Here is a 25,116-nt window from a genome sequence, read left to right as displayed (position 1 = left end):
TTGTTATATTAACAGTTCCAATTGATTGTAAGTAAGGTTTTTAATTAATGGCAAAAAATAATGAGACAGTTTCTGAATCTGGAATGGATACAGAGCAGAAAAATAATAAGAATAAAAAACCTTCATTACTTGAAGTCGCACTTGCTAAAAAATTAGAAGCTGAAAGATTAGAAGCACAAAAAATTGAAGTGGAAAACGCTATCGTTCAGCCGCTTATCGAAACACCAACTGAGTCTAGGGTTGCTGACGATAAGAAAAAAGAAATTGTTAAATCAGAAATCACTGAAGAACAAAGCAAATTAGGTTTTTTTGCTCGCTTTAAACGAAGCCTAAGAAAAACACGCCTGAGTCTTGGTAGTGGTTTATTTTCTTTTTTGAAAGGGAAGCAGATTGATGATGAATTGTTTGAAGAATTAGAAGAACAATTAATTGTTGCTGATATTGGAGTTGAGACAACATTAAAGATTATCGATAATTTAACTGAGCATGCAAACCGTAAACAATTAAAAGATGCCGGTGCTTTATACGATTTACTAAAAGTCGATTTAGCAAATATTTTGAAAAAAGTAGAACAACCTCTGAGAATTGATGAAGGAAAATCTCCTTATGTTATTTTGATGGTCGGTGTTAATGGTGTTGGTAAAACAACGACTATTGGTAAACTGGCTAAAAAATATCAGCAACAGGGTAAATCTGTCATGTTAGCTGCAGGTGATACTTTTCGGGCAGCTGCTGTCGAGCAACTTCAGGTTTGGGGGGAACGAAACGATATCCCTGTTATTGCGCAATCAACTGGTGCTGATAGTGCTTCGGTTTTGTTTGATGCAATGGATGCTGCAAAAGCGCGAGGTGCGGATATTTTAATTGCAGATACTGCCGGGCGTTTACAAAATAAAGACCACTTAATGAACGAGCTAAGTAAGGTCGTACGCATTATGCGTAAAAAGGATGAAACCGCACCGCACGAAATAATGTTGACTATTGATGCAGGAACCGGTCAAAATGCAATTAGTCAGGTACAATTGTTCGACCAAGCTGTTGGTTTGACTGGAATAACGTTAACAAAACTAGATGGAACTGCAAAAGGTGGTATCATCTTTTCAATTGCAGATAGGTTTAAATTGCCAATTCGTTATATTGGTACAGGGGAAGGTATTGATGACTTACGAGAATTTAATGCCAAGGAGTTTACTGATGCACTTTTTTCGAAAGAAGAAGATTCAGAATAAGGTAATAATAAACTATGATTTTATTTGAAGAAGTCAGCAAAATTTATGCAGGTGATTTTTGTGCATTAAAGGATGTTGACTTTCATTTGAAGCAGGGCGAAATGGCGTTCTTAACCGGCCATTCTGGCTCAGGGAAAAGTACGCTATTAAAATTAATCAGCTTGATGGAAAGACCGAGCACCGGACGGATAATTCTTAACGGTAATGATATTAGCGGCATAAAGGGGAATGATATTCCTTATATGCGCCGTCATATCGGAATGATCTTTCAAGACCATCGCTTATTAATGAACCGAACTGTGTTAGAAAATGTTGGATTACCACTTTTGATTGAAGGATACAGTCCTTATGAAATCAAACGTCGTAGTCTTGTCGCGCTCGATAAAGTTGGCTTGTCTGATAAAGCTGATTATGAGCCTATGCAGCTTTCTGGTGGTGAGCAACAACGGGTAGGGATTGCACGTGCAATTATTAACCAACCCCCATTGTTACTTGCCGATGAACCAACTGGTAACCTCGATCCTAAATTATCATTAGAGATTTTGAGTCTATTTGAATCTCTTAATGAATTAGGTATGTCAGTGTTAATTGCAACCCATGATTTAGGCTTGATTGCAAAAATGCGTTATCGCACATTGACCCTAAAAGAGGGTGAAATGATTAACGACGGATTGATGAGAGAACGCAATGGCTAAGCAAAAATTAGAAAAAAATATACTATCAGGATCACCTCGGATAACTAAAGTATCATTGGGAAGACGCCTTTCAGCATTTTTTTATCAGCATTTTCAACAGATTTTTATTAGTTTTAGAGAACTGTGGAATACACCTTTTTCGACAATGATGACTATTTTAGTGCTAGGGGTTGCCTTATCATTGCCTTCTGTTTTTCATGTTTTACAAAAGAATGTTGAACGTGCAAGTGGGCAATGGAATAAAGCCTCTGAAATTAGTTTGTTTTTGAAAAAAGATATTTCAGAACAACGTGTTCAAGTTTTAATTAATAAGCTGGGTTTATACGGTGAAATTGAAACGGTTACCCATATTACTAATCATCAAGCGCTCGAAGAGTTTAAAGAAATGTCTGGTTTTTCTAAGGCATTAAATTATCTCGATGAAAATCCACTTCCGGATGTATTGGTTGTTGTTCCTGCAAAACAAGCGATGACGATTGCAGCAAGTAAATTGTTAGTCGCTAAGCTTAAACGAGAACCCGATGTTGATTTGGTTCAAGTTGATATTGATTGGATTGAAAAATTGCAATCAATAATTGGTTTGGTTGTCGATGTAATGATGGCAATTGCATTGTTGTTATTACTGTCTGTCTTCCTTGTGGTGAGTAACACTATCCGCTTGAATATATTAAATCAACGTGCAGAAATAGAAGTAATGAAACTGGTTGGTGCAACTAATAGCTTCATCCAACGACCTTTTGTTTATGTGGGGATTTGGTATGGTTTATTGGGGGGGCTAATTGCTTGGGTTTTGACTTTGTTATTAGTGCAATGGATTCATTCCGGTGTTGCGAGTTTAATGGACTTATATCGAATTGATTTCGAAATATCAATTTTGAATATTAGAGAAGTGGCTATTCTCGTTGGCTTATCAAGCTTCCTTGGGTTTATTGCTTCCTATATATCTGTTAAACGTTACTTGGTGAAAATTGAGCCCAAATAATCACTAATCCTTGTATAAAAAAGAGATCTTTAGATCTCTTTTTTTGTTTTTAGTCTTTTATTTTTCAATATTAGGTATTCCTATATACTTTTAATATTGTGAATTTTAATACGACGTGTTATAAAAAGACGCTACGCATTTATTATAAAAATGCTAAAATAAGATATATAGTTTAATATTTTTATTACAAATAAATAAGGTGAACCATGACTAAAACAATAGATTCAATGAGTTTAGTTCCTCAAGGAAGCATTGGAGCCTATGTTCAATCTGTGAATCAATTCTCGATGCTTACAGCAGAAGAAGAGAAGGAACTTGCAGAACGCTTATTTAATGACGGTGATTTAGACGCCGCAAAAAAACTAGTAATGTCACATTTACGCTTCGTTGCATATATTGCCAAAACCTATGCAGGTTACGGCTTGCCACAAGCAGATTTAATTCAAGAAGGTAATATCGGCTTAATGAAGGCTGTTAAACGTTTTGATCCTTCTGTTGGTGTTCGTTTAGCCTCTTTTGCGGTTCATTGGATTAAAGCTGAAATTCATGAATATGTTATTCGTAATTGGCGTGTTGTTAAAGTCGCAACGACTAAAGCCCAACGTAAATTATTCTTTAACCTTCGCAAAGCAAAAAAACGTTTAGGTTGGTTTAGTCAAGAGGAAGTTGAAACCGTTGCTGAACACCTTAACGTTAGTACGAAAGATGTATTGGAAATGGAGTCTCGTTTAAATGGGCAAGACCAATCTTTCGATTTAAGTGATAGTGATGATGAAGATTCGAGCTATGCGCCTGTACAATATCTAGAAGATAAAAGCGCAGACGTTGCCGTTGCAGTTGAAAATGAAAATGCTGAATCGAATCTAAAAAGTAAATTATATGCATCTTTATCTCAGCTTGATGAGCGAAGCCAAGATATAATTAGCTCTCGTTGGTTGAGTGAACCGAAAGCAACCTTACAAGAGTTAGCTTCTCGATATAACGTGTCAGCTGAACGTGTTCGTCAGCTCGAAGCTAATGCTATTGGTAAATTAAAAACAAATATTAATTTCGAATAAAAATATTAAAGGTGAACAAATTGTTCACCTTTTTTTATCGTCCTTTTTTACTTTCTTTTATAGTGTTACCTCTCATGCATCGAATCGCAACTCTTGGACCGAAAGAAACATTTTCAGATATGGCAACTCAGTTATATATTAAAACTGAAAGTATCCCCTGTGAAGTTAGCTATTTCCCTTCCTTAAGCGAAACCTTTAATGCCATTGGGAAAGATTGTGATGTCGGTGTGCTGCCGATTGAAAATCTCTCCGAAGGGTATGTTCAAGTTGTATTAGACCACCTTATTGATACTAATCTTGTCGTGATTGCAGAGTTGTTATTACCGATTAAGTTTTCGTTTGTAGCAAAGTGCCAAGATATCTCTGAATTAACTGATTTATATGTCCAGTTTGTTGCCCAGGGGCAGTGTTCAGAGTTTATTCACAGCTTAGATAAGGTTAAATTGCATACAACGCAGAGCAATATGGAATCTTTTTTACTTGCTCAACAAGCAGGGCAAGGAGCTGGAGCCATTATTCCTCATCATGTACTTGATATGGTTGAAAAAAATATTTTGGTGCAAGAAAATGTCACTAATTATGAGAATAATCAAACACGTTTTTTAGTATTGAGTGGAAAAGAACAGCCAAGGCTTAAGGATAAAAATTATAAGACAACGCTTGTGGTCCGTAATGATAAAGATTGCCCTGGGGTGTTAGGTAATATCGTTAATGCTTTTGCCAAACAGAAAGTTAACTTGACGTCTATTATGTCTCGACCAACTAAATCACAATTTGGCAAATATCATTTCTTTATCGATATTGATGGTCATCAGGAAGATGAAAATATAAAACGCGCCTTTGAATTAATTAGAAATGAGTATCCATTGACTATTATTGGTTCATATATAAAAGCTGAGGGATAAAACAAGCTTTCAGTCGTTAGCTGTCAGCTGTCAGTAACTCCTTATCCTCGTTTCCAAGCTTCGAGCCTAGAGCTTCGAAATGCTAAACCTCTTTATCGTAGCTTGCTACTGCTATTACTCTCGTTCCCATGCTCATCCAGGGTATGCAGAACTTAGCCCGTTCGTGAGCTCTTGTCTGTCGGCAAACTCGCCGTGGAATGCATAACTCTTAAACTAACAACTGAAAGCTGACAGCTGCTTTACCGTTTAACTAAATAAACACCTGCTTCCGTATGGTGCGTATAGGGAAATTGGTCAAATAAAGCAAAACGTTTCACTTCATGGGTTTGGTTAAACACTTCAAGATTGTTATATAAAGTATCTGGATTACAGCTTATATATAAAATATTTTCGTAATTTTGTACCATCTTAACTGTTTCATCATCCAATCCAGCGCGAGGCGGATCTACAAAAATAGTATTACACTGATAATCGTTTAAATTAATCCCCTCTAAACGATTAAATTCACGCTCGCCATTTATCGCTTGAGTAAACTCTTCAGCAGACATGCGAATAATTGTGACATTATCAATATTGTTTTTAGCAATATTAAACTGAGCAGAATGCACCGAAGGTTTCGCTATTTCCGTTGCTAACACTTTATTGAAGTTTTTGGCTAGCGCTAATGAAAAGTTACCATTACCACAATAAAGTTCTAATAGATCACCTTGACTATCACGGGTACAGTCAATCGCCCATTCCAGCATTTTTATCGAGACTTCAGTATTAGGCTGAGTAAAACTATTTTCAATTTGTTGATAAAATAACACTTGTCCATCGACATTTAATTTTTCAACAACATAGTTTTGATCTACTAAGATTTTCTGTTTCTTTGCTCGTCCAATAAAGTGAATGTTAAATTCATTCGATAGCTCGGACTTGATTCGGTTAACTTCCGAAAGCCATTGATCATCGAGTTGTTTATGATAGAGCAGGCTAACAACAACCTGTCCACTTAAGGTTGATAAGAAATCTACTTGAAATAGTTTACGGCGTAAAATGTCAGATGATTTTAACAGCGTGATAAGTTTCGGCATTAAATTATTAATAAGCATGCCGGCTGGTAGAAATTGATCGACTCTAATTTTTTGCTTTGTTTCCTTATCAAACATAATGTAATAAAGATCGTCACCGTCATGCCAAACACGAAATTCAGAGCGCATTCGGTAGTTTTGTTTAGGTGATGCAAAACATTCTAATGTGGGGAGATTAAACGTCGCAAATTGCTCGTTGAATTGTGTTTTTTTAGCATTTAATTGCTTTTCATAATTATCTGGATCAACAAATTGCAAACTCATTTTAACCTCTCTATTTAGTAATTCACTGAAGTGTAAAGTAGCAAGAAGGAAGAGGCAAGATGAAAGATAACAGGCGCTTGTTATTAAAAAATATATCTGTGATAAGATTTTAGTCCCAGAGATTTTTTAAGCTTCGCTAAACAAGTTTTATTCGATATTAATTATTTCGGGTTTCCAGTATCTAATTTAATATTTCAAAATAACGCCAAACTTAAAATTGGCATTCAATATAAAAAGCGTAAAATCGAGCCACATATCGAAAACGATGATTAAATAAATGACAGTAAAGCAAGTTTTGATTTTTGACTCTGGTGTCGGTGGGCTATCAGTTTACCAAGAAATTATCCATGTAAACCCGAATATTAATAGTTACTACCTCTTTGATAATGCCTGTTTTCCCTACGGCGAACTTGAAGATGACTTTCTAATTAATCGACTAACAGCATTATTACTTTCCTTTGTAAACAAACATCCCGTTGACCTTATCGTTATTGCTTGTAATTCAGCAAGTACTGTCGCTTTAGATGTGTTACGAAGTCATTTATCGGTTCCTATTGTTGGCGTTGTGCCTGCAATAAAACCCGCTGCACAACTAACTAAAAATGCCGTGATAGGATTATTAGCAACACCTGCAACTATCCACCGTCATTACACTGTACATTTAATTGAACAGTTTGCTGTTAATTTTGAAGTCTTAAAAATTGGTTCAACGGAGCTTGTCAAACTAGCTGAAAACAAACTCCACGGCTTGCCGATAGATGTAAACTGCTTGAATAAAATACTAGCGCCTTGGCTAAGTTTACCTGTTAGACCTGATATCATTGTATTAGGGTGTACACATTTTCCTCTATTAAAAGAAGAAATTGCAGCATGTTTTCAACATCAAGTGACCTTAGTAGATTCAGGAAAAGCAATTGCGCATCGAGTATCACTGTTGCTCGCTGAACAGTCCAATAATATAGATAATAATCAACATATCGCATTCTACACCAAATCATATAGTTCAGCTGAAAAGGCAAATCTACAGGTATTACAACACCGATTTAAGGATTATGGTTTTACATCATTATCCCAATATAAAGATGATCCACTTAATCAAAAAACAGCAGCGAAGCTACCGGTCACACCCAGCCTTTTTATCGAGACCCCCTGAACTATGTTTGATAGATAATATAATTTCCTAGATAAAATGCTATCATCCAACTTTTCCTTATAATGATGATCTTTAATATGCAATGTAGACAAAATTGTGGAGCTTGCTGCATCGCGCCTTCAATAAACACACCATTGCCTAATATGCCAGAAGGAAAACCTGCAGGTATACGTTGCTTCAACTTAAGTGATGATAATTTATGTAACATATTTGGTGATCCCGATCGTCCACAATTGTGTGATGATTTTAAAGCAGGGCTAGATGTTTGCGGAGATACACGGGAAGAGGCGTTGGTATTAATAGAGCGGTTAGAGTTAGAAACTGCGCCTAATTATTAATACTATAAATATAAAATTAGTTTTTAGAGTCAAGATTTACAGTATTTAGGTAAACATTAAGGTATACAATGGTTTGTTGATACTTAATATAATTTTAGAGGTTAATTTACATTAATGGTTTTTCTTTCAAAAATAAAAGAATTAAAACACCATAAAGGTTTCATTAGGTATTTTAAGAATACTTCATGGTTGTTTGCAGAAAAGATACTACGTATGGTCGTTGGACTTTTTGTTGGTATTTGGGTTGCAAGATATTTAGGACCTGAACAATTTGGACTTTTTAGTTATGCACAAAGTTTTTTAGGTTTATTTACAGTTTTTATTGCATTAGGTTTAGATTCAATAGTTGTAAAAGAGTTATTAAATAATGAAGGGGACAGAGACGTTTTACTAGGTACTACTTTTGTTCTAAAGCTAGTCGGTTTTTTTATTATGATCATTGTTATATTGATTGCGATACAATTCACTAATCATGATTATTTTACAAATTTATTGATATTAATTATATCATTATCAGTAGTTTTCCAAAGCTTTAATGTTATTGATTTTTATTTTCAATCAAGAGTTCTGTCAAAATATGTTGTTATGGCAAATACAATTAGTTTATTAATATCTTCTATATTGAAAGTTATTTTGATATTAAATGATGCTCCTTTAATACTTTTCGCAAGCGTTGTTTGTATAGACACTTTAGTCGTAGCAGTCGGGTTAATATATTTTTATAAAATACAACATTTAGATTTTTCAAATTGGAAGTTTAAGTTTTATAAAGTAAAATATTTACTAAAGCAAAGCTGGCCTATGATTCTTTCCGGGGTAGCTATAGCTTTATATATGAAAATAGACCAAATTATGATTGGTAACATGCTTGGGAATAAAGCAATTGGTTACTATGCAGTAGCTGTAAGGTTTAGTGAAATGTGGTTGTTTATAACAGTAGCAATTACGAATTCTTTATTTCCAGCTATTATAAACTCCAAAAAAACATCACAAACTATATATATCAACAGAATAAAAAATTTATATAGACTACTCGTATTTATCTCTTTGGTAATATCAACTTTCATTTATTTTTTGTCAGATTATATTGTTCTATATACTTATGGTGAGCAATATACAGAGTCTATCGCATTGTTACAGTTGTATGTATGGTCAATAATGTTTGTTTTTTTGAATAATGGTTCATGGAAATGGTATATATCAGAAAATTTGCAGCATATAGCGACTATAAGATTATTTGCAGGTGCTCTGATAAATATACTTTTAAATTTATATTGGATAGAAAAATATGGCCTTATCGGTGCTGTTTACGCAACACTTATTTCTTACTCCATCGCTACTTATTTTGGAAATTTATTGTCCTCAAAAACGATTATAAATTTTAGAATGCAAACAGAAGCTATATTTACATTTTATAAAATAAAAGAGTTCAAATGATAAAAGAAAGCTTAAAGCAATTAGCCAAAGGCGGTAAAGAGTATTTAAGATACTTAAAGTACAAAAATATGCTTCCTAAGAATCCAATGCATGATGATATTTATATTGTTGAGTTTCCAAAGAGTGGTATTACTTGGTTACAGAATATTATTGGAAATATAGAGTTACAATTAATTGATAAGAGAGAAAAGATTACATTTTATAATCATCATAAATATTTGCCTGATATACATCAGGTCAAAGGGATAAATATTAATCGGTTTTTAAATAGATCGTTTATTAAATCACACTCTAAATATAATCCATATTATTATTTTGTAGTTTATTTAATTAGAAATCCATTTGATGTTATGGTGAGTTATTATAATTTCTTAACTGATCATGGGCAAAACTTCACATTTGAAGAGTTTGTAAAAAGTAATAACGGTATTGTTGCATGGAAAAATCATATTAATAGTTGGCATTACAAAAGACTAGATGCACAAAGGTTACATTTTATTAAGTATGAAAATTTGTTATCTAATGCTGAACTAGAAATAAAAAAATTATATGAAAATTTAGGAGTTGAAGTTTTAGTTGAGGTTTTGCAGAAAGCATTGAAATATTCATCACTTGATGAAATGTCTCAACTTGAACTACATTACAAAGATAGTAATCCAAACTATTCTATGACTTTTGTGGGTAAAAAGAATAAAAAAAGAAAAGAAGAATTACTAACTGCTGATATTAAAGAATATATAACTCTTGTTGCAAAAGATGAAATTGAGTACTTCTATCCTGAATTGCTAAAGAATTGAAATTAATATTAGTATAAATAACGCGTTAGAATCAAAGAACTATGAAATACTAGATTGGTGGATGAGAAATTATCAGTCTATTGAACATAATCATTTATAGAGTAATTATTATGTTCAACTGCAAGCAGCTAGAAGCGATAAAAAGTATTATAATATCTGCATAAAAATTTTAGATTTAAGAATTGTTATTAGCAATAGATAATAATCGAAGGGATGTAATGAAAGAAATATTTGACAATTATGTTAAAAATAGTTTTGGTGAAGAGAAGCAAGCTATTTTTAAATTTAAACAGTTTGAAATGAATTATAGAAACTATTTTCCTGCTAATAAAGATGATGCAGTGTTAGATATTGGAGTTGGCAGAGGTGAAATGCTCTCGTGCTATGCAGAATGGGGATATAAAAATTATTTAGGAATTGATATTAGTCCTAGTACTATAAAATTTTGTAAATCTTTGGGGTTAAATTGTGAATTAGTTGAAGATAGTGGGTTGTATTTAAAAAAACATCAAGACAAGTATAAGTTGATTACTCTAATTGATGTTTTAGAGCATATACCAAGAGAGTTTGTTGTTGAATTTTTAAAGTGTGTTCGGAATGCATTAGCAGATGATGGGGTATTTATAATTCAAGTTCCTAATCTTCAAGCTCCCGATGGGCAGTTACATATGTATAATGATATTACTCATGTTGCAGGTTACATTGAGCATAGTTTAGCCCAAGTTCTAATTACAGCTGGTTTTGAAAAGTTTTACTTTCAAGGGTTTGAAGAGTTTGTCAATAATAATTGGAAAACTAAAATATTAAAAATGTTGAGAAATATTTATTGGAAAAAAGTTCAACTTAGTAGAAAAATAAATGGCAATTTAAATCCTGAAATATTGAACCCAGTTTTTTCTGTGATAGTGAAAAAATAAATGTTTAAAAGAATAAAAATGCTTTTAAAGAGTATAATCTTTTCTTTTATAACTATATTAATATCATCATCGAGTAAGATTAAACCTACATCAATATTATTAATAAGACTAGATGCAATTGGTGACTATGTTCTTTTTCGAAACTATATTGAAGAATTGAGAAAAAATGAAAAGTATAAAAATCACTCAATCACTCTGGTGGGAAATATTGCTTGGAAGAGTATAAGTGAAGAGTTAGATGCTGAGTTTGTTAATAAATTTATTTGGCTAGATAGAAATAAATTCACTCGCAATTTTCTATATCGATATAAAAAGCTTCGTGAGATTACTAGCCAAGGTTATGAACTTGTTTTAAGTCCTGTTTATAGCCGCGAATTTTTTTATGGTGATTTTCTTGTTCATATTGTTAATGCAAAACAAAAAATCGGCAGTATGGGGGATTTGTCAAATATAACTAAATGGCAAAAAAATATAAGTGATAAATATTATGATCGGTTAATTGATGCTGATAGTAGAGTCTTATTTGAATTTGATAGAAACAAGGAGTTTTTTGAGAATTTTCTTTTGGATAAAATAGATCTTCAGAGTCCTCATATATCCTTACCTTCTTTAATATTACCTTATAAGTTACCGGATAATTATGCAGTTATTTTTATTGGAGCGAGTAAATCTTATAGAAAGTGGGATGTGATGAAGTTTGTACAAATAGCTAGTTTTTTAAAAGATAAATATTGTTACGAAATTATATTATGCGGTGGTCCCAGCGATAAAGAAGATGCCGAAATTTTTAAAAATAATTGCCAATTTCCTTTTTTAGATTTAGTTGGTAAAACGACATTGATGGAATTGCTTTATGTTATCGATAATGGGAGCTTGATAGTATCAAATGAAACTTCAGCTCCTCATTTTGGAATTACTTTAGGAATGAAAAATGTTTTTGTAATTTATAATGGAAAACACTATGGAAGATTCACTCCCTACCCACAAAATATAACAGAAAATTATCATGTTATTTATCACCCTGAAATTGAAAGCAATTTAACTAGTTATGAAAAACTTTCTAATAACTATGACTTTGATAGTCATTTAGATATTAATCAAATTATGATTGATAGCGTTAGAAATAAAATTGCGAGTGTACTCGGGTAAATTAAATTGTATTTATACCCAGAAATTTAGTAGGAATAAAATAATAATTTATTTAGATGAAAAATTTAGCACTACAAGGTTGCTTTCAAAGAGAAGGCAAATATGCGAATATAAAATAGAAGATAAATTTCGTTCAGTATTGTTTTTACCTGAAAACAATCATCGTATTGGTGAAGGAGGCTTAAGAACTAAAGACCACTATAAGCATTCATATAAAGATAAGCCGTTAATATCAATCGTCACAATTGTTTACAATGGTGAAATGCATTTAAAGGAAACAATACTAAGTGTCTTAAATCAAGATTACGATAATGTGGAATATATTATTATTGATGGGGGCTCTACTGATGGTACTTTAGGCATTGTTAAAAAGTATGAAGGGCAAATTGATTACTGGGCAAGTGAACCTGATAAAGGAATTAGTGACGCGTTTAATAAAGGTCTGAGGTTAGCTACTGGAGATTATGTTTTAATGCTAAACAGCGGGGATAGTTTTTTAGATAAGTATTCTCTTGCTGATATGGTAACAAAAATTGGAGCTGATATTACTGCATTTCAATCTCAAACTGATACGGGAAATGTATTTCCAGATTATCAATTAAAGGATATTGCCATTTCATCAGACCAAATGAGCCCTGAAGAAAAATTTAAAAATGCGCGTCCTGCTCATCAAGCAACATTAGTTAAGCTAAGTTTATATAAGAAAGTGGGGGGGTATTCTCTTGATTATAAAATTAGAATGGATTTTAAATTCTTTTTGAGTGCGCAAAAGAATAGTCCAACTACTTGCTATAATATTGCAGTTATTCATTTCCGTACGGATGGAATATCAAGCAGTATAAAAAATCAAATCAAATTTAAACAAGAAGAACTTAAAGCCATCCGTTCTGAATATCAAGTAAATACAAAGTTTTTGATGAAATTTTATTTTACTATTCCTAGCTACTTACTTAAAAAGCTACTGTCGCACTTCTATTATAAGTATAAACGTGCTTAAAATTGAAAAATTTTTCAGTACCGTGTTGTTTATAAGGTAAAGAACAATTTATGAAAATATTAATAATTCATACCTTTGGTCTTGGCGATATGGTAATGCTAACACCTTCCTTAGTTAAGCTAAAAAAAATATTCCCGAATGTTCAACTTGATTTTGTGGCTTTACAAAAATTCGCTCTTGCACCAATTGTAGGCAGTGGATATATAAATAATATTTATTATTTTGAAGGCAGTATTAAAGATAATTTGAAATTACTCATACAATTAAGAAAGACCAAATATGATTATATTTTACATTCATCGGGGACTTCTGTATTAAAAATGTCACTGCTTTTTTTATTTTTGAATGGCAAAAATAAAATAGGGGAATTTGCTCAAGTTCGCATTCCTTGGTATACAAAACAAATTAAAAAAAATGATGATGTTCATCGAGTTGAGTCTAATTTACATTTAATTACTTTAATTAATGAATGCAATGCAGATGTGAGCCCTTTCTTTTATTTGAAACATGAAAATATAGCTTATGCAAATAATTTTATTGCACCTTACCAAAATAAATTGTTAGTGGGGATTCATCCGGGGTGTAATGAAAAGTTTGCAAATAAAAGGTGGGAGCTAGAAAAGTATTTGAAGTTGATCTGCCTTTTACAAAAAAAATTTAAAAATATTATTTTTTTTATTTTTATAGGTCCAGATGAAAGAGATGTCGGGAATGAAATTAAATCAAAAAGTCCTAATGTTACTATTGTTGATAGCAAGTTAGATAATACTGCTGCAGTAATTTCTAAGATGACACTTTTTCTAACCAATGATTCTGGTCTAGGCCATATTGCTTCGTGCTTTGATGTTAATATTTTAACAATATTTTCAAAAATGTCTCATGCGATGCCTAATAAAATATACCCTTATAGTAAGAAGTCTCATATCATTAACTTTCAAAAAAAGAGTGAGGATAATGAAGTGAATCTTGTGTTTAATAAAATGGTTAATATTTTAAACAATAATAATTAAGTATATTTTTGCTAAAGATACTAATTTAGTATATCTATGCAGAGTTCAAAGAGAAAATTATAAAAATTAATGAATTACATTCTATAAATAATTTTCTCTCTGCACTTGTGTAATCCATATAAGAATGTAACTTTATTTTTTATAAAGTGAACAGTAATAGAGCATAGCCGATAGCTTGATTTATACATCAATGTACTCAATGAAGAGAATTAATGAACAATCTCGTATCCGTAATATCACCAGCATATAACGCTGAAAAGCATTTAAGAAAGCTGGTAGAGTGTGTTGCTAGCCAGTCAATAAGAGTATTAGAACATATTATTATTGACGATGGTTCTACTGATGATTCATTACGTATTTTACGCTCTCTTGAAAAAAAATATCCACATATAAAAATCATTTCACAAGAGAACCAAGGAGCCGGTGTCGCTAGGAATAAAGGTATTGCAGTTGCACAAGGAAAATATATTGCATTTTTAGATTCAGATGATGTGTGGGCTGAAGATAAGTTAAGATCGCAAATTGAGTTTATGGAAAATGAAAATATCGCTTTTAGTTATGGTGATTACTATGAAGTTGATGACGAGAGTGGAGATATTATTAAAGAAAGGCGTACTCCCGAGTTTTTAACATATCATGATTTGTTAAAAAGTTGTCCCATTGGCTGTTTAACCGTCGCGTTTAATCAATATGAGTTAGGGAAGTTGTATATGCCTGCGATTAGAAGAGGCCAAGACTGGGCTTTGTGGTTGCAGATAATGAAAAGTGAGATAACTGCTTATCGCTATTCTGGAATATTAGCTTCGTATACGGTTGTAAAAGGATCGTTGTCGAAAAATAAAGTTAAAAAAGCATTTAATATGTATAAAATATACCGCTCACAAAATTTAAGTTATTTTCAATCTATATATTATCTTTTGTGTTTTACCTTTGCTAAATTGAGGAAATAACCTTGAATGGCATTTTATTAACCGGTTATTCTGGATTTCTTGGTGGGCGACTATTAACTACTTTATCGACACGAAATGTTTGTTTATTAGGTCGAATTAAAAGTTTCGTTGTACCTACTTCGAAGCAGTTTGTTGCGAATATAGATGCAAAAGAAAACTATCAAAGTGCTCTAAAATGTATTTCAATCGTCATCCACTGCGCCGCCCGTGTACACGTTATGAATGATAACTCTGCTAATCCCCTCGAGGCATTTCGTGAAGTAAATACTTATGGGACGCTTAACCTTGCTCAGCAAGCAGCAGATGCGGGCGTTAAACGTTTTATTTTTATTAGCTCTATTAAAGTAAATGGGGAATTTACTGAGATTGATGCTCCGTTTAGGCCTGGAGGTAATTTTATACCAAGTGATCCTTACGGGTTAAGTAAATATGAAGCGGAAATTGGTTTACGTAAAATAGCAGAAAAAACTGGGATGGAAGTGGTAATTATTCGACCGCCGCTAGTTTATGGCCCTGGTGTAAAAGCAAATTTTGCATCTATGATGAAATGGGTCAGTAAGGGGATTCCTTTGCCTTTAGGTGGAATTAAGCAGAATAAACGTAGTTTGGTTTCTATTGATAATTTGGTGGATTTAATTCTAACTTGTATTGAACATCCGAACGCGGCTAATCAAACCTTTTTGGTGTCAGATGATAATGATATATCAACAACTCAATTATTAACGAATATGGCGATTGCCTTACGCGTACGAAGTCGATTATTACCAATCCCAAGTTCATGGTTTACGTTGGTGGCTAAATTAACAGGAAAACCTGCTATATCGCAACGTTTATGTGGTTCTTTGCAAGTTGATATATCTAAAACGAAAGAACTGTTAAACTGGCAACCACCCTATAGTGCTGCTGAATGCATGAAAAAAACAGCTGATGCTTTTCTTGCAAATATAAATATAAACAAATAATAGAAGTAATTAACAGATGAACTCAATTCTAATTCGAACTTTCGACTTTCTTATGGCTTTCTTTGGTCTCTTAGTTACTTTTCCAATTTTAATTATCGTCACTATTATTGGCTATTTTGATACGGGCTCACCTATTTTTATTCAGGAGCGGGTGGGCAAAAACAAACGTCCTTTTAAGCTAATTAAATTCCGTACCATGACTGTTGATACGAAATCCGTGGCAAGTCATCTAGCAAGTAGTGCTTCCATTACTAAATTAGGTTTATTTCTCAGAAAAACGAAACTTGATGAGTTGCCACAGCTGATAAATGTATTAAAAGGAGAAATGAGCTTTGTTGGCCCACGTCCAAATTTATTTAATCAAGAAGAGTTAATTCAAGAGCGTGATAGTCGAGGTGTTTATGGAGTGCTTCCTGGTATTACAGGGCTTGCTCAAGTGAATACTATTGATATGTCTACCCCAAAGTTACTCGCTGAAACCGATCAGAAGATGGTTCAAACATTAACGATTACAGATTATTTTAAATATATTATTATGACTGCGACAGGAAGCGGTTCAGGAGATCGTGTTAGTTAATAATAACTTATTCGATTTTTATGATATATTGCTGCACAATTTATAGCGTTTATGACTATAGTTTTCTATCTATGGTGCTTTAATATTTATAGTCTCGATTGATGCATTTGTTTATGCGATGTTAGTTGATTAGTGATTTTAAAGTGATATTTAACGTTTGAAATTTTCTTCATGCAGTATGAGCAAGGATTCCATGACACTTATTAGCCCTCTTTTATCTATTCCCCGATTTTATAAACGTATAATTAGCGTTGCTGCCGATACATTCTTTATTTTTATTGCTTTTTACGGGGCTTTTCTTACACGATTGGGTGATGTAAGTTTGCTTAACCATCATGAATATTGGCAATTATTTTTACTTCTATTAATCGCAACACTATTTTTATTTATCCGTGTGGGCTTATATCGCGCAGTGCTGCGTTATGTAAGTGTTCATGCATTATTAACGATCGTTATTAGTTGTTTTACTTCTGCACTTATTTTAATTGTACTGGGCTATTTTTGGGGAGCATTTCTGCCGAGATCTGTTCCTATTATTTATGGCACGTATCTTTTGCTACTTTGTGGGGGGGCTCGTTTATTTATTCGCGAGATTGTTTCTCGAAAAGTTTGTGGGAAAAAACAATGTGTTGTTATTTATGGTGCCGGAGAATCGGGGCGACAATTAGTCAATTTACTGCGTCAAGGGAGTGATTTGCATCCAGTTGGCTTTGTTGATGATGATAAGCGTTTATTTAGATCCGTTGTGAATGGTTTAACGGTTTATAAACGAGAAGATTTATTTGAGTTGGTAAAGAAAAAAGATGTCACTAAAGTTTTATTAGCCATTCCAAGTGCAACTCGCTCAGAACGGAAAAAGATTATTAGTTCCATTGTTAAGCTGCCTGTAGATGTGAAATCGATTCCGAGTTTTGATGAGATAGTTAATGGAGATGCTTCAATCGATCATTTAAGTGATGTCCCGATTGAAGACTTATTGGGGCGAGATGCTGTGCCCGCTAAACCCGAATTAATGCGTGCTAATATTACGAATAAAGTGGTGATGGTAACCGGGGCTGGAGGGTCTATAGGCTCTGAACTATGCCGTCAGATTATTCAACAGTCACCAAGTCGTTTGGTCTTATTTGAGTTATCGGAATTTGCGCTGTATCAGATAGATAAAGAATTATCTGAACTAGTTACAGCGCAAAGCCTTACCGTTGAAATTGTCCCTTTATTGGGTTCAGTGCAAAGGCAAAATCGACTCCATGCTGTGCTTAAAAGTTTTAAGGTACAAACGTTATACCATGCAGCTGCTTATAAGCATGTCCCATTAGTTGAATATAATGTTGTCGAAGGCGTGCGTAATAACATTTTTGGCACTTATTATACGGCATTGGCAGCGATTGAGGCAAAGGTCGAATCCTTTGTGTTGATCTCTACAGATAAAGCCGTACGTCCCACTAATATCATGGGAACAACTAAACGTATGGCCGAATTAACCCTGCAATCATTAGCAGATACACAAACGCATACTCGATTTTGTATGGTTCGCTTTGGTAATGTTTTAGGCTCTTCTGGCTCCGTTGTGCCTCTATTTAAACGTCAAATTGCAGAGGGTAATTATGTAACCATTACTCACCCCGATATTATTCGTTATTTTATGACGATTCCTGAAGCCGCTCAGTTAGTGATCCAAGCAGGAGCTATGGGGAATGACGGAGATGTGTTTGTTCTTGATATGGGGGAACCGGTTAAAATAGTTGATTTAGCTACCAACCTTATTAAGCTTTCTGGGCTAGAGATAAAATCAGAAGAAAACCCCTATGGCGATATTGAAATACGATTTACAGGATTACGCCCTGGAGAAAAGCTATATGAAGAGTTGTTGATTGGTGATGACGTTGATAACACTGAACACGAACGTATTCTGACTGCCCATGAAAAATTTTTACCGTATAGCGAATATAAATTGATTTTGCAGAAACTTGATAAAGCCTGTCATGACTTTGACCATCAAGCTATTCGCGAAATCCTATTAGAAACGCCAACCGGTTACAATCCAACAGGTGAGATTGAAGATTTAGTTTGGAAAGCTGGGAAAGAATAATGTCCCATGTCATTTACGAATGGTTTTATCTGGAGTCTCAGAGATAGCGACTACAATACTATTCCGTCATTCCCGAGAGGTTTTATCGGGAATCTCAGTGATATTTATTACAATGCGCCCTTTTTATTAACAGTGTAGATTTATAATGTAAATCCGTTCTTACCAATTATTATCTGGTAAAATGTTACAATTCATTATTTTAAAATGGTGAATATTAATATGCAATGTAGAGAAATTGCGGGGGACTGTTGTATTGCCCCTTCAATAAGCACTTTGCGGTAATTAAACTGTTAGAGCTAGATACCGAGCCTTAATTTATTTTTGTACGTACTTTATTTGTAACTTATTACAGAGTTTATTTATTAATAATGACTTTTGAATTTTATAATAAAGCACATAAATATGTTACCTAGTAAATGTAGTGTATGAGAAATATCAAGTGAGTGTAATAAATTAATATGATTGCCTTAAATAGCCCAATAAAACCTAACCTTAAAAAGTTGCAAAAATATTTGGAGCAAATTAATTATAATGGTTGGTATACAAATTTCGGACCTCTACATGATGAATTGACAGCTCGTCTTGAAGCATATTTAGGGGTAAAGAATTTATTATTAGTTAATAACGGAACTACAGCACTTCAAGTCGCGGGCGCAGCTCTCGGAACAAAATCACTGCTTACAACTCCTTTTAGTTTTGTCGCGACAACTTGTGCATTTAAATGGCAACAAAAAGAGGTCGAATTTTGTGATATAGATAGAAATAGTTATAACCTCTGTCCTATAGCGGTTAATGACGCTTATATAAAAGGTTGCAAGGCTGACACAGTGGTTGCGACTCATGTTTATGGTAACCCTTGTGACATAGATTATTTCGATAAATTGAGTAGCGCTAGAAATATCAATATTATTTACGATGCTGCGCATGCTTTTGGTATAAAAGTAAATAATGAATCGGTACTTAATTATGGTGATGCCAGTATATTAAGCTTTCATGCCACTAAAGTATTTCACACCATTGAAGGTGGGGCGGTCGTATTTAAAAAGAGAGCTCACTTTGATAAAGCCAAAGCACTTATCAACTTTGGTATAAAGCAGGGGAAAGGTGTGATAGATGTTGGATTTAATGGCAAATTAAATGAATACCAAGCTGCAGTTGGGTTAGTTAACTTAGATGAAATGGATAATATTTTAGATCACCGTGCAAATTTATTTAATACTTATCGTCATGGGTTAAAGGATGTTGTAGAAATGCCCTGTTGGCATCCTCAAGCGAATGTAAATGGGGCTTATATGCCAATACGAATTCAAAACAAAGCGCTGCTTAATAAAGTCATTGATACTCTTTCAGAAAATCACATTCAAAGCCGTCATTATTTTTCACCATCATTAGAGCAAGTTTTTGTTGATGGTGGTAATTATGGAACATTAAATAGCCAAGAAGTAGCAGGTGGTATTTTGTGCTTGCCGATGCATGCACACATGACTTTGAATAACGTTCAAAAAATTATAATTTTGATGAGAAAATCCTTGTATTAATTATTTCTAATAAGTGGAATCAGTTCGTTAAAGTTTACATATGGGATTGTTATGAGTATGAAGATATTAATCATAGGGCAGTGCAGCTTGCACTGGGGACGAATGGAATTTGGTAATATCGGGAATTACTATATTATGGAACCATTTTTCAGAGAGTTACATAATACATTCCCTAACGCACAAATTAAAACAACAATGCAGTTATCACAAAGGTTCTGCAATGTTGAAAATGTTACAGTAGTTCCTCTCGAGTTATATTATGGTTGGGTGGATAATGAACTTAAAATGGTTAAAGAAGAGTTAGCTATTTCTGAAAAATATAAACGATCAGGTTCTTTAATAAAATCTACCCCTTTCATAGATGAAGTCGTGAATTCTGATTTAGTTATTGATTTTAGTGGAGATATTTGGGGGGATAATGCTAATTTTCTTGGTAACAATCGATTTGAAATTGGTTTGTTGAAAAATAAAATAGCGCAAAACTTGGGAAAAAAAGTAGTTATGCTTGCTGGGTCACCAGGACCATTTGGTGATGATGAAACTAAAGCACTTGCTCTTGATGTATATAAAAATTTCGATTTGGTAACTAACAGAGAGCCAATAAGTACAGATTTATTAGCTCAAGAAGGTTTTGAGATGGCAAATACTAAAACTTTGGCATGTCCTGCATTTTTATTTGAGCCCTGCGATATAAATGAGATTTTAACTAAAATAGAATCTGATGGCTTAAAATTGAAAAATAGAGAAAAACCTATTGTTGGGTTTATTATATGTGGTTGGAACTTTGAAGAAGGTCCATTTGACAAATGGCCTAGAGAAGATTCTGATTATGTCAAATTTGCAGAGATAATCGAATACTTAACAGTTGAACTGGGATTGCAAGTGTGCATTATGTCTCACTCTAACGGATTTGATGTACCTGTAACTGACTTTAAATTGATCCATGGTAGAGATTATCTGGTGACAAAACAGCTAGAGGAAGTAGTAAAGAAGCGTGGAATAGCACATGATTTCTTTGTTTTAAATAAAGTTTATGACGCTTGGCAAACAAAGGCGATTATTGGTAGCTTTAATATGTTGGTGAGTGGAAGAGTTCATGCAGCAGTTGCTGCTTTGTCACAAATTGTTCCAACAGTTATTATTGATTACGGACATGAACCTAAAGCTCACAAATTATTGGGCTTTGCGTCAGTTGTTGGAGTCTCTGAGTATGTTGCAGATCCTTCGTTAAGCAAGGATCTTATCCTGAAAGTAACAAAATGCTGGAGTCAACGTATTAACTATGAAAAATTCTTGCAGGGAAAAATTCCCGAAGTAAAAAAAATTGCCAAACAAAATTTTGAGTTATTAAAAGTATATTCTAATGCCTAAATCGAAAACTATAGCAATCATGCAGCCATATTTTCTACCTTATATAGGGTATTGGCAATTAATAAATGCTGTTGACATATTTGTTGTTTATGACGATATTCAATACACAAAAAAAGGTTGGATAAATCGGAATAGGATATTAAATAATGGGCGTGATTCCCTTTTTTCTTTGCCGCTTAAGAAAGGATCTGACTACTTGAATGTATGTGATAGATACATGTCAGAGCAATTTGTGAATGAAAAGACTAAATTGCTCAGGAAATTCGAGGGCGCCTACATTAAAGCTCCTTACTTTAATGAAGGTATGGATATATTAACTCATTGTTTTACCATCCAAAGTGACAATTTGTTCGACTTTATCTTTCATTCTATTCGTTATATTACTAAAACACTAAATATTAAAACAAAACTTATAATATCGTCTTCTATGAATATTGACTCAGTATTAAAAGGTCAAGATAAGGTTATTGCTATTTGTAGGTCATTAAATGCTTCTCGATATATTAATCCAATAGGAGGGAGAGAGTTGTATAATAAAAGCAGCTTCTCTGTAGCGGGGATCGAGTTGTTTTTCCAGAAAGTCGGAAATGTACAATATGATCAGGGGGGGAAAAGCTTTGTTGAAAGTTTGTCAATAATTGATGTGATTATGTTTAATGGAGTTAATAAAACCAAAGCTCTTTTAAATGAAATGGAACTTATTTAGTTCATGTTTAAATTGGAATATTGCAATGAGAAGCAGAGAATTTACAATTTTCTTTTAAAGAATGATGACTGTTTCACTCCGCCATTAAGTGAGCGAATTAATTTAAAAGATTACTCCGGAAAATTGTCTTCTAAAGGCCACAATATTTTTGCGTATACAGAAAAAGATATAGGGCATGCTTGTTTTTATATAAATAATTCAGATAAAGTCTCATTTTTATCTTCGATTTGTGTGGATGATAATTTTAAAGGAAAGATATTAGCTAAGACTATATTGCGAGAAGTTGAGTTACAGCTAATGTTAATTGGTGTAAAAGAGTTGTATTTAGAAGTTAATTGGCTTAACAAAAGAGCAATTTCTTTTTACACAAAAAATGGATATATATTTGTTGATAGGTCAAATAGAAATAATTCTTCTAGATATATGTTTAAAAAGTTGAATAGAGATATATATTGAATAACTTAAAATCAAAAGGCATTAACGCTTTTATCTGGGATTTTTTTGGTAAGCTATCAACTCAAGGTATAGGATTTATTGTTACGATATTCCTTGCTCGGTTATTAGAGCCAAGTGATTTTGGTCTAATCGCCATGATCATGGTGATCATTGGTGTCGCTCAAGTTTTTACTGACGTTGGCTTGGGGGGGGCGTTAATCCAAAGACGAAAAGTGTTGCCTATCCATTACTCTTCTGTTTTTTATTTTAATATCACCATTGCAAGTTTATTAACCTGTATAACGTTTTTTTCTGCTGATTATATTGCTAGTTTTTATAATAATCCTACTTTAATGCCATTGGCTCAAGTTATTAGTGTGCTATTTATCATTAGCGCCTTTAGCAGCGTGCAGGCAATATGTTTAAGAAAGCAACTGAACTACGCATTATTAACGAAAGTCAGCTCAATTTCATCAATGCTAAGTGGGTTTGTTGGTATTGGCTTTGCTTTTAAAGGTTTTGGTGTATGGAGTCTCGTCGCTCAGACTATTTCACAGGGGATATTTTATAATTTAATTTTATGGAAGGTTACAACGTGGAAACCTTCATTAGCGTTTTCATTTAAAGCGTTAAAACAGTTATGGGGATTTGGTTTTCGTATGTTCTTGTCGGGTTTGCTCGATGCGATATTTACACGTATTGATTTCTTGATTATAGGGAAAGTATTTACAGCAGATACTTTAGGTTATTTTCAAAGAGCAAAACAGTTTAACACACTTGTCATTAAGTATAGTTCAGGTAGTTTAATGACCGTGATGTTTCCCATTTTAAGTGAAATTCAGAAAGATTTACCAAGATTTAGAAATGTAATTCTAAAATCTTTAAATGTATTGTGTTTTGTTGTCTTTTTATTGTTAGGTGGACTTTATTTGACTTCAGAAGAGTTGATTGTTTTTTTATTTTCAGCGAAATGGTTACCTTCTGTTAAGTATATGGAAATTCTTATTCTGAGTGGTTTCGCCTATCCAATTAGTTCATTACTTGTTAATGTTCTAAGCAGCAGAGGGAATTCGAAAGCTTTCCTGAAGTTAGAAATAATGAAAAAAAGTTTGCATACGTTAAATTTTGTAAATGCTTATTACAATGGTATAGAAATGTATCTATATGGATTAGTTTTAGTTGCATCTCTTGGCGTTAGTTTGAATATCATTTTTGCTAAAACAGAACTAAATATGAATGCTTTATTATTATTTAAACCTATATTGACTCAGATGGGAATAGGAATAATTGCAACGATAGTAACATATCAGGTTAGTAATACGTTAGAACTCGAAATGCTTATAGATTTTCTGATGAAATCTTTCGTTTTTCTTTTTCTCTTTGTTTTTATAAATTTCATGTTGGAAACAAAATCTATTAATGAAGTTGGTAAGTTAATCCGTCCCATTATGAAAAATAAAATTAGGTTGTAAATGCTAGATATAAAAACGGTAAAACTAAGAAGTGAAAAAGAAATAATCGCTTCTTGGAACGATAAAGAAACAGTCGCTGTGAGCGTTATCTGCGCGACTTATAACCATGAACTTTATATCGAAGATGCAATAACAGGCTTTTTAATGCAAGAAACAGATTTTGCATTTGAAGTTATTATTCATGATGATGCGTCTAAAGACAGAACTGCTAAGATCGTTAAGGAATATCAGCTTAAATATCCAAAAATAATAAAGCCAATTTATCAAACTGAAAATCAATATTCAAAAGGCAATTTTAAACCAGGGTTCTATATGACCTCTTTTGCTAAAGGAGAGTTTTTAGCATGGTGTGAAGGGGATGACTATTGGTGTGATAAAAATAAACTTAACTTACAAGTTGATTTACTAAAAGAATATCCCAATGTTAACCTTTGTATTCATGATGGGCATATAATAGAATTTGAAGAGTTGAGTAATAAACATAGTTTCCCCAAAAGAGGAAATAAGATCCAGCTCATTGAATATATACAATTGTACAAAACAGCAGGGCAATTTTCACCTACTGCTTCGTTAATGGTCAGAACAATAATTTTGAAAAATATCCCTTCTTTTATCTATGCAGCCCCAATTGGTGATTTTTTTATTGAAGCTTTGTCCGGTAGGCAAGGTGTATTATATTTGCCTGCAAAAATGAGCGTGTATAGAAAATGTGTCGAAGGATCTTGGTCCTCCATTTTACTTTCTCATATCGATCACAAGATTAACTTTAATTTAAAAATGTTAGATTCATTACTTGAATTGAGTTCTTATTTATCGGATACGGAATCTAAATATGTTGTATATAAAATTCAGTTTGTTTATTTTCAATTAAGTTTGTTATATATCCAGAAACATAGTTTTATGAAAGCAATAGTGTATCAGCTAAAATCTTTGAAAGGTTCTTTATATGTAAAAAAACATATTAAATTTATTATTGAGCTACTCAAGTTTTTTAAAAAAAGTTGAAATTTAT

Annotated in this window: 24 protein-coding genes; 23 read left to right on the top strand and 1 reads right to left on the bottom strand. The window is 33.0% G+C overall.

Annotated elements, in window-relative coordinates; genetic code table 11:
- The first annotated feature begins 47 nt into the window (after positions 1-47).
- The 5 genes from ftsY to ACR30L_RS17815 all read left to right on the top strand — a co-directional run bounded on the left by ftsY (position 48) and on the right by ACR30L_RS17815 (position 4,869).
- Positions 48-1,229, top strand: coding sequence for a signal recognition particle-docking protein FtsY (gene ftsY, locus ACR30L_RS17835; protein WP_435235582.1), 1,182 nt, complete (start codon positions 48-50; stop codon positions 1,227-1,229).
- 14 nt (positions 1,230-1,243) lie between these two features.
- The gene (gene ftsE, locus ACR30L_RS17830) at positions 1,244-1,924 is read left to right on the top strand and encodes a cell division ATP-binding protein FtsE (protein WP_435235581.1); all 681 of its coding nucleotides are present in this window, start codon (positions 1,244-1,246) and stop codon (positions 1,922-1,924) included.
- A complete protein-coding gene (gene ftsX, locus ACR30L_RS17825; protein WP_435235580.1) occupies positions 1,917-2,906 on the top strand; it encodes a permease-like cell division protein FtsX in 990 nt (329 codons plus the stop codon). Before ftsE ends, ftsX begins: the two co-directional genes overlap by 8 nt.
- A gap of 206 nt (positions 2,907-3,112) precedes the next feature.
- A complete protein-coding gene (rpoH, locus tag ACR30L_RS17820) occupies positions 3,113-3,964 on the top strand; it encodes an RNA polymerase sigma factor RpoH (protein ID WP_435235579.1) in 852 nt (283 codons plus the stop codon).
- A gap of 74 nt (positions 3,965-4,038) precedes the next feature.
- Positions 4,039-4,869 carry a prephenate dehydratase gene (locus ACR30L_RS17815; RefSeq protein ID WP_435235578.1) on the top strand — a complete coding sequence of 277 codons (831 nt, stop codon included), beginning with the start codon at positions 4,039-4,041 and terminating at the stop codon, positions 4,867-4,869.
- Positions 4,870-5,108: 239 nt separating this feature from the next.
- Here ACR30L_RS17815 and trmA read toward each other — a convergent pair whose 3' ends face one another.
- Positions 5,109-6,206: a tRNA (uridine(54)-C5)-methyltransferase TrmA gene (trmA, locus tag ACR30L_RS17810; RefSeq protein WP_435235577.1), complete on the bottom strand. Its 1,098-nt coding sequence runs from the start codon at positions 6,204-6,206 to the stop codon at positions 5,109-5,111.
- Positions 6,207-6,483: 277 nt separating this feature from the next.
- On the opposite strand from trmA, the gene murI reads away from it, so the two are divergent.
- The 18 genes from murI to ACR30L_RS17720 all read left to right on the top strand — a co-directional run bounded on the left by murI (position 6,484) and on the right by ACR30L_RS17720 (position 25,109).
- The gene (murI, locus tag ACR30L_RS17805) at positions 6,484-7,359 is read left to right on the top strand and encodes a glutamate racemase (protein WP_435235576.1); all 876 of its coding nucleotides are present in this window, start codon (positions 6,484-6,486) and stop codon (positions 7,357-7,359) included.
- A gap of 77 nt (positions 7,360-7,436) precedes the next feature.
- Positions 7,437-7,697 carry a YkgJ family cysteine cluster protein gene (locus tag ACR30L_RS17800; RefSeq protein WP_435235575.1) on the top strand — a complete coding sequence of 87 codons (261 nt, stop codon included), beginning with the start codon at positions 7,437-7,439 and terminating at the stop codon, positions 7,695-7,697.
- Between the two features lie 114 nt (positions 7,698-7,811).
- A complete protein-coding gene (locus tag ACR30L_RS17795; protein ID WP_435235574.1) occupies positions 7,812-9,134 on the top strand; it encodes a flippase in 1,323 nt (440 codons plus the stop codon).
- Positions 9,131-9,931 (top strand): sulfotransferase domain-containing protein, encoded by an 801-nt coding sequence (locus tag ACR30L_RS17790; RefSeq protein WP_435235573.1) that lies wholly within the window; start codon positions 9,131-9,133, stop codon positions 9,929-9,931. Before ACR30L_RS17795 ends, ACR30L_RS17790 begins: the two co-directional genes overlap by 4 nt.
- A 218-nt stretch (positions 9,932-10,149) precedes the next feature.
- A complete protein-coding gene (locus tag ACR30L_RS17785; RefSeq protein ID WP_435235572.1) occupies positions 10,150-10,848 on the top strand; it encodes a class I SAM-dependent methyltransferase in 699 nt (232 codons plus the stop codon).
- Positions 10,849-11,997 carry a glycosyltransferase family 9 protein gene (locus ACR30L_RS17780; RefSeq protein WP_435235571.1) on the top strand — a complete coding sequence of 383 codons (1,149 nt, stop codon included), beginning with the start codon at positions 10,849-10,851 and terminating at the stop codon, positions 11,995-11,997.
- Entirely contained in the window at positions 11,957-12,994 is a 1,038-nt protein-coding gene (locus ACR30L_RS17775; protein ID WP_435235570.1) for a glycosyltransferase family 2 protein, read from the top strand. Before ACR30L_RS17780 ends, ACR30L_RS17775 begins: the two co-directional genes overlap by 41 nt.
- A gap of 50 nt (positions 12,995-13,044) precedes the next feature.
- Positions 13,045-14,004, top strand: a complete 960-nt coding sequence (locus tag ACR30L_RS17770) for a glycosyltransferase family 9 protein (protein ID WP_435235569.1) — start codon at positions 13,045-13,047, stop codon at positions 14,002-14,004.
- Positions 14,005-14,216: 212 nt separating this feature from the next.
- A complete protein-coding gene (locus tag ACR30L_RS17765) occupies positions 14,217-14,954 on the top strand; it encodes a glycosyltransferase family 2 protein (RefSeq protein ID WP_435235568.1) in 738 nt (245 codons plus the stop codon).
- Positions 14,955-14,956: 2 nt separating this feature from the next.
- Positions 14,957-15,916, top strand: coding sequence for a UDP-glucose 4-epimerase family protein (locus ACR30L_RS17760; protein ID WP_435235567.1), 960 nt, complete (start codon positions 14,957-14,959; stop codon positions 15,914-15,916).
- Between the two features lie 16 nt (positions 15,917-15,932).
- Complete coding sequence (locus tag ACR30L_RS17755; RefSeq protein ID WP_435235566.1) at positions 15,933-16,493, top strand: sugar transferase; 561 nt, start codon at positions 15,933-15,935, stop codon at positions 16,491-16,493.
- 193 nt (positions 16,494-16,686) lie between these two features.
- Entirely contained in the window at positions 16,687-18,582 is a 1,896-nt protein-coding gene (locus tag ACR30L_RS17750; protein ID WP_435235565.1) for a polysaccharide biosynthesis protein, read from the top strand.
- 458 nt (positions 18,583-19,040) lie between these two features.
- Positions 19,041-20,120: a DegT/DnrJ/EryC1/StrS family aminotransferase gene (locus ACR30L_RS17745; protein WP_435235564.1), complete on the top strand. Its 1,080-nt coding sequence runs from the start codon at positions 19,041-19,043 to the stop codon at positions 20,118-20,120.
- A gap of 102 nt (positions 20,121-20,222) precedes the next feature.
- Positions 20,223-21,491, top strand: a complete 1,269-nt coding sequence (locus ACR30L_RS17740; protein WP_435235563.1) for a polysaccharide pyruvyl transferase family protein — start codon at positions 20,223-20,225, stop codon at positions 21,489-21,491.
- Positions 21,484-22,197 carry a WbqC family protein gene (locus ACR30L_RS17735; RefSeq protein WP_435235562.1) on the top strand — a complete coding sequence of 238 codons (714 nt, stop codon included), beginning with the start codon at positions 21,484-21,486 and terminating at the stop codon, positions 22,195-22,197. The genes ACR30L_RS17740 and ACR30L_RS17735 overlap by 8 nt, the downstream gene beginning before the upstream one ends.
- A gap of 3 nt (positions 22,198-22,200) precedes the next feature.
- The gene (locus tag ACR30L_RS17730; protein WP_435235561.1) at positions 22,201-22,653 is read left to right on the top strand and encodes a GNAT family N-acetyltransferase; all 453 of its coding nucleotides are present in this window, start codon (positions 22,201-22,203) and stop codon (positions 22,651-22,653) included.
- Positions 22,650-24,104 carry a lipopolysaccharide biosynthesis protein gene (locus ACR30L_RS17725; RefSeq protein WP_435235560.1) on the top strand — a complete coding sequence of 485 codons (1,455 nt, stop codon included), beginning with the start codon at positions 22,650-22,652 and terminating at the stop codon, positions 24,102-24,104. The genes ACR30L_RS17730 and ACR30L_RS17725 overlap by 4 nt, the downstream gene beginning before the upstream one ends.
- A complete protein-coding gene (locus tag ACR30L_RS17720) occupies positions 24,105-25,109 on the top strand; it encodes a glycosyltransferase (protein ID WP_435235559.1) in 1,005 nt (334 codons plus the stop codon).
- The last annotated feature ends 7 nt before the right edge of the window (positions 25,110-25,116 follow it).

The sequence above is a fragment of the Psychromonas saccharinae genome (assembly GCF_051201515.1).
Classification (GTDB): domain Bacteria; phylum Pseudomonadota; class Gammaproteobacteria; order Enterobacterales; family Psychromonadaceae; genus Psychromonas.
This window is presented reverse-complemented; position numbering and strand designations above follow the sequence as displayed.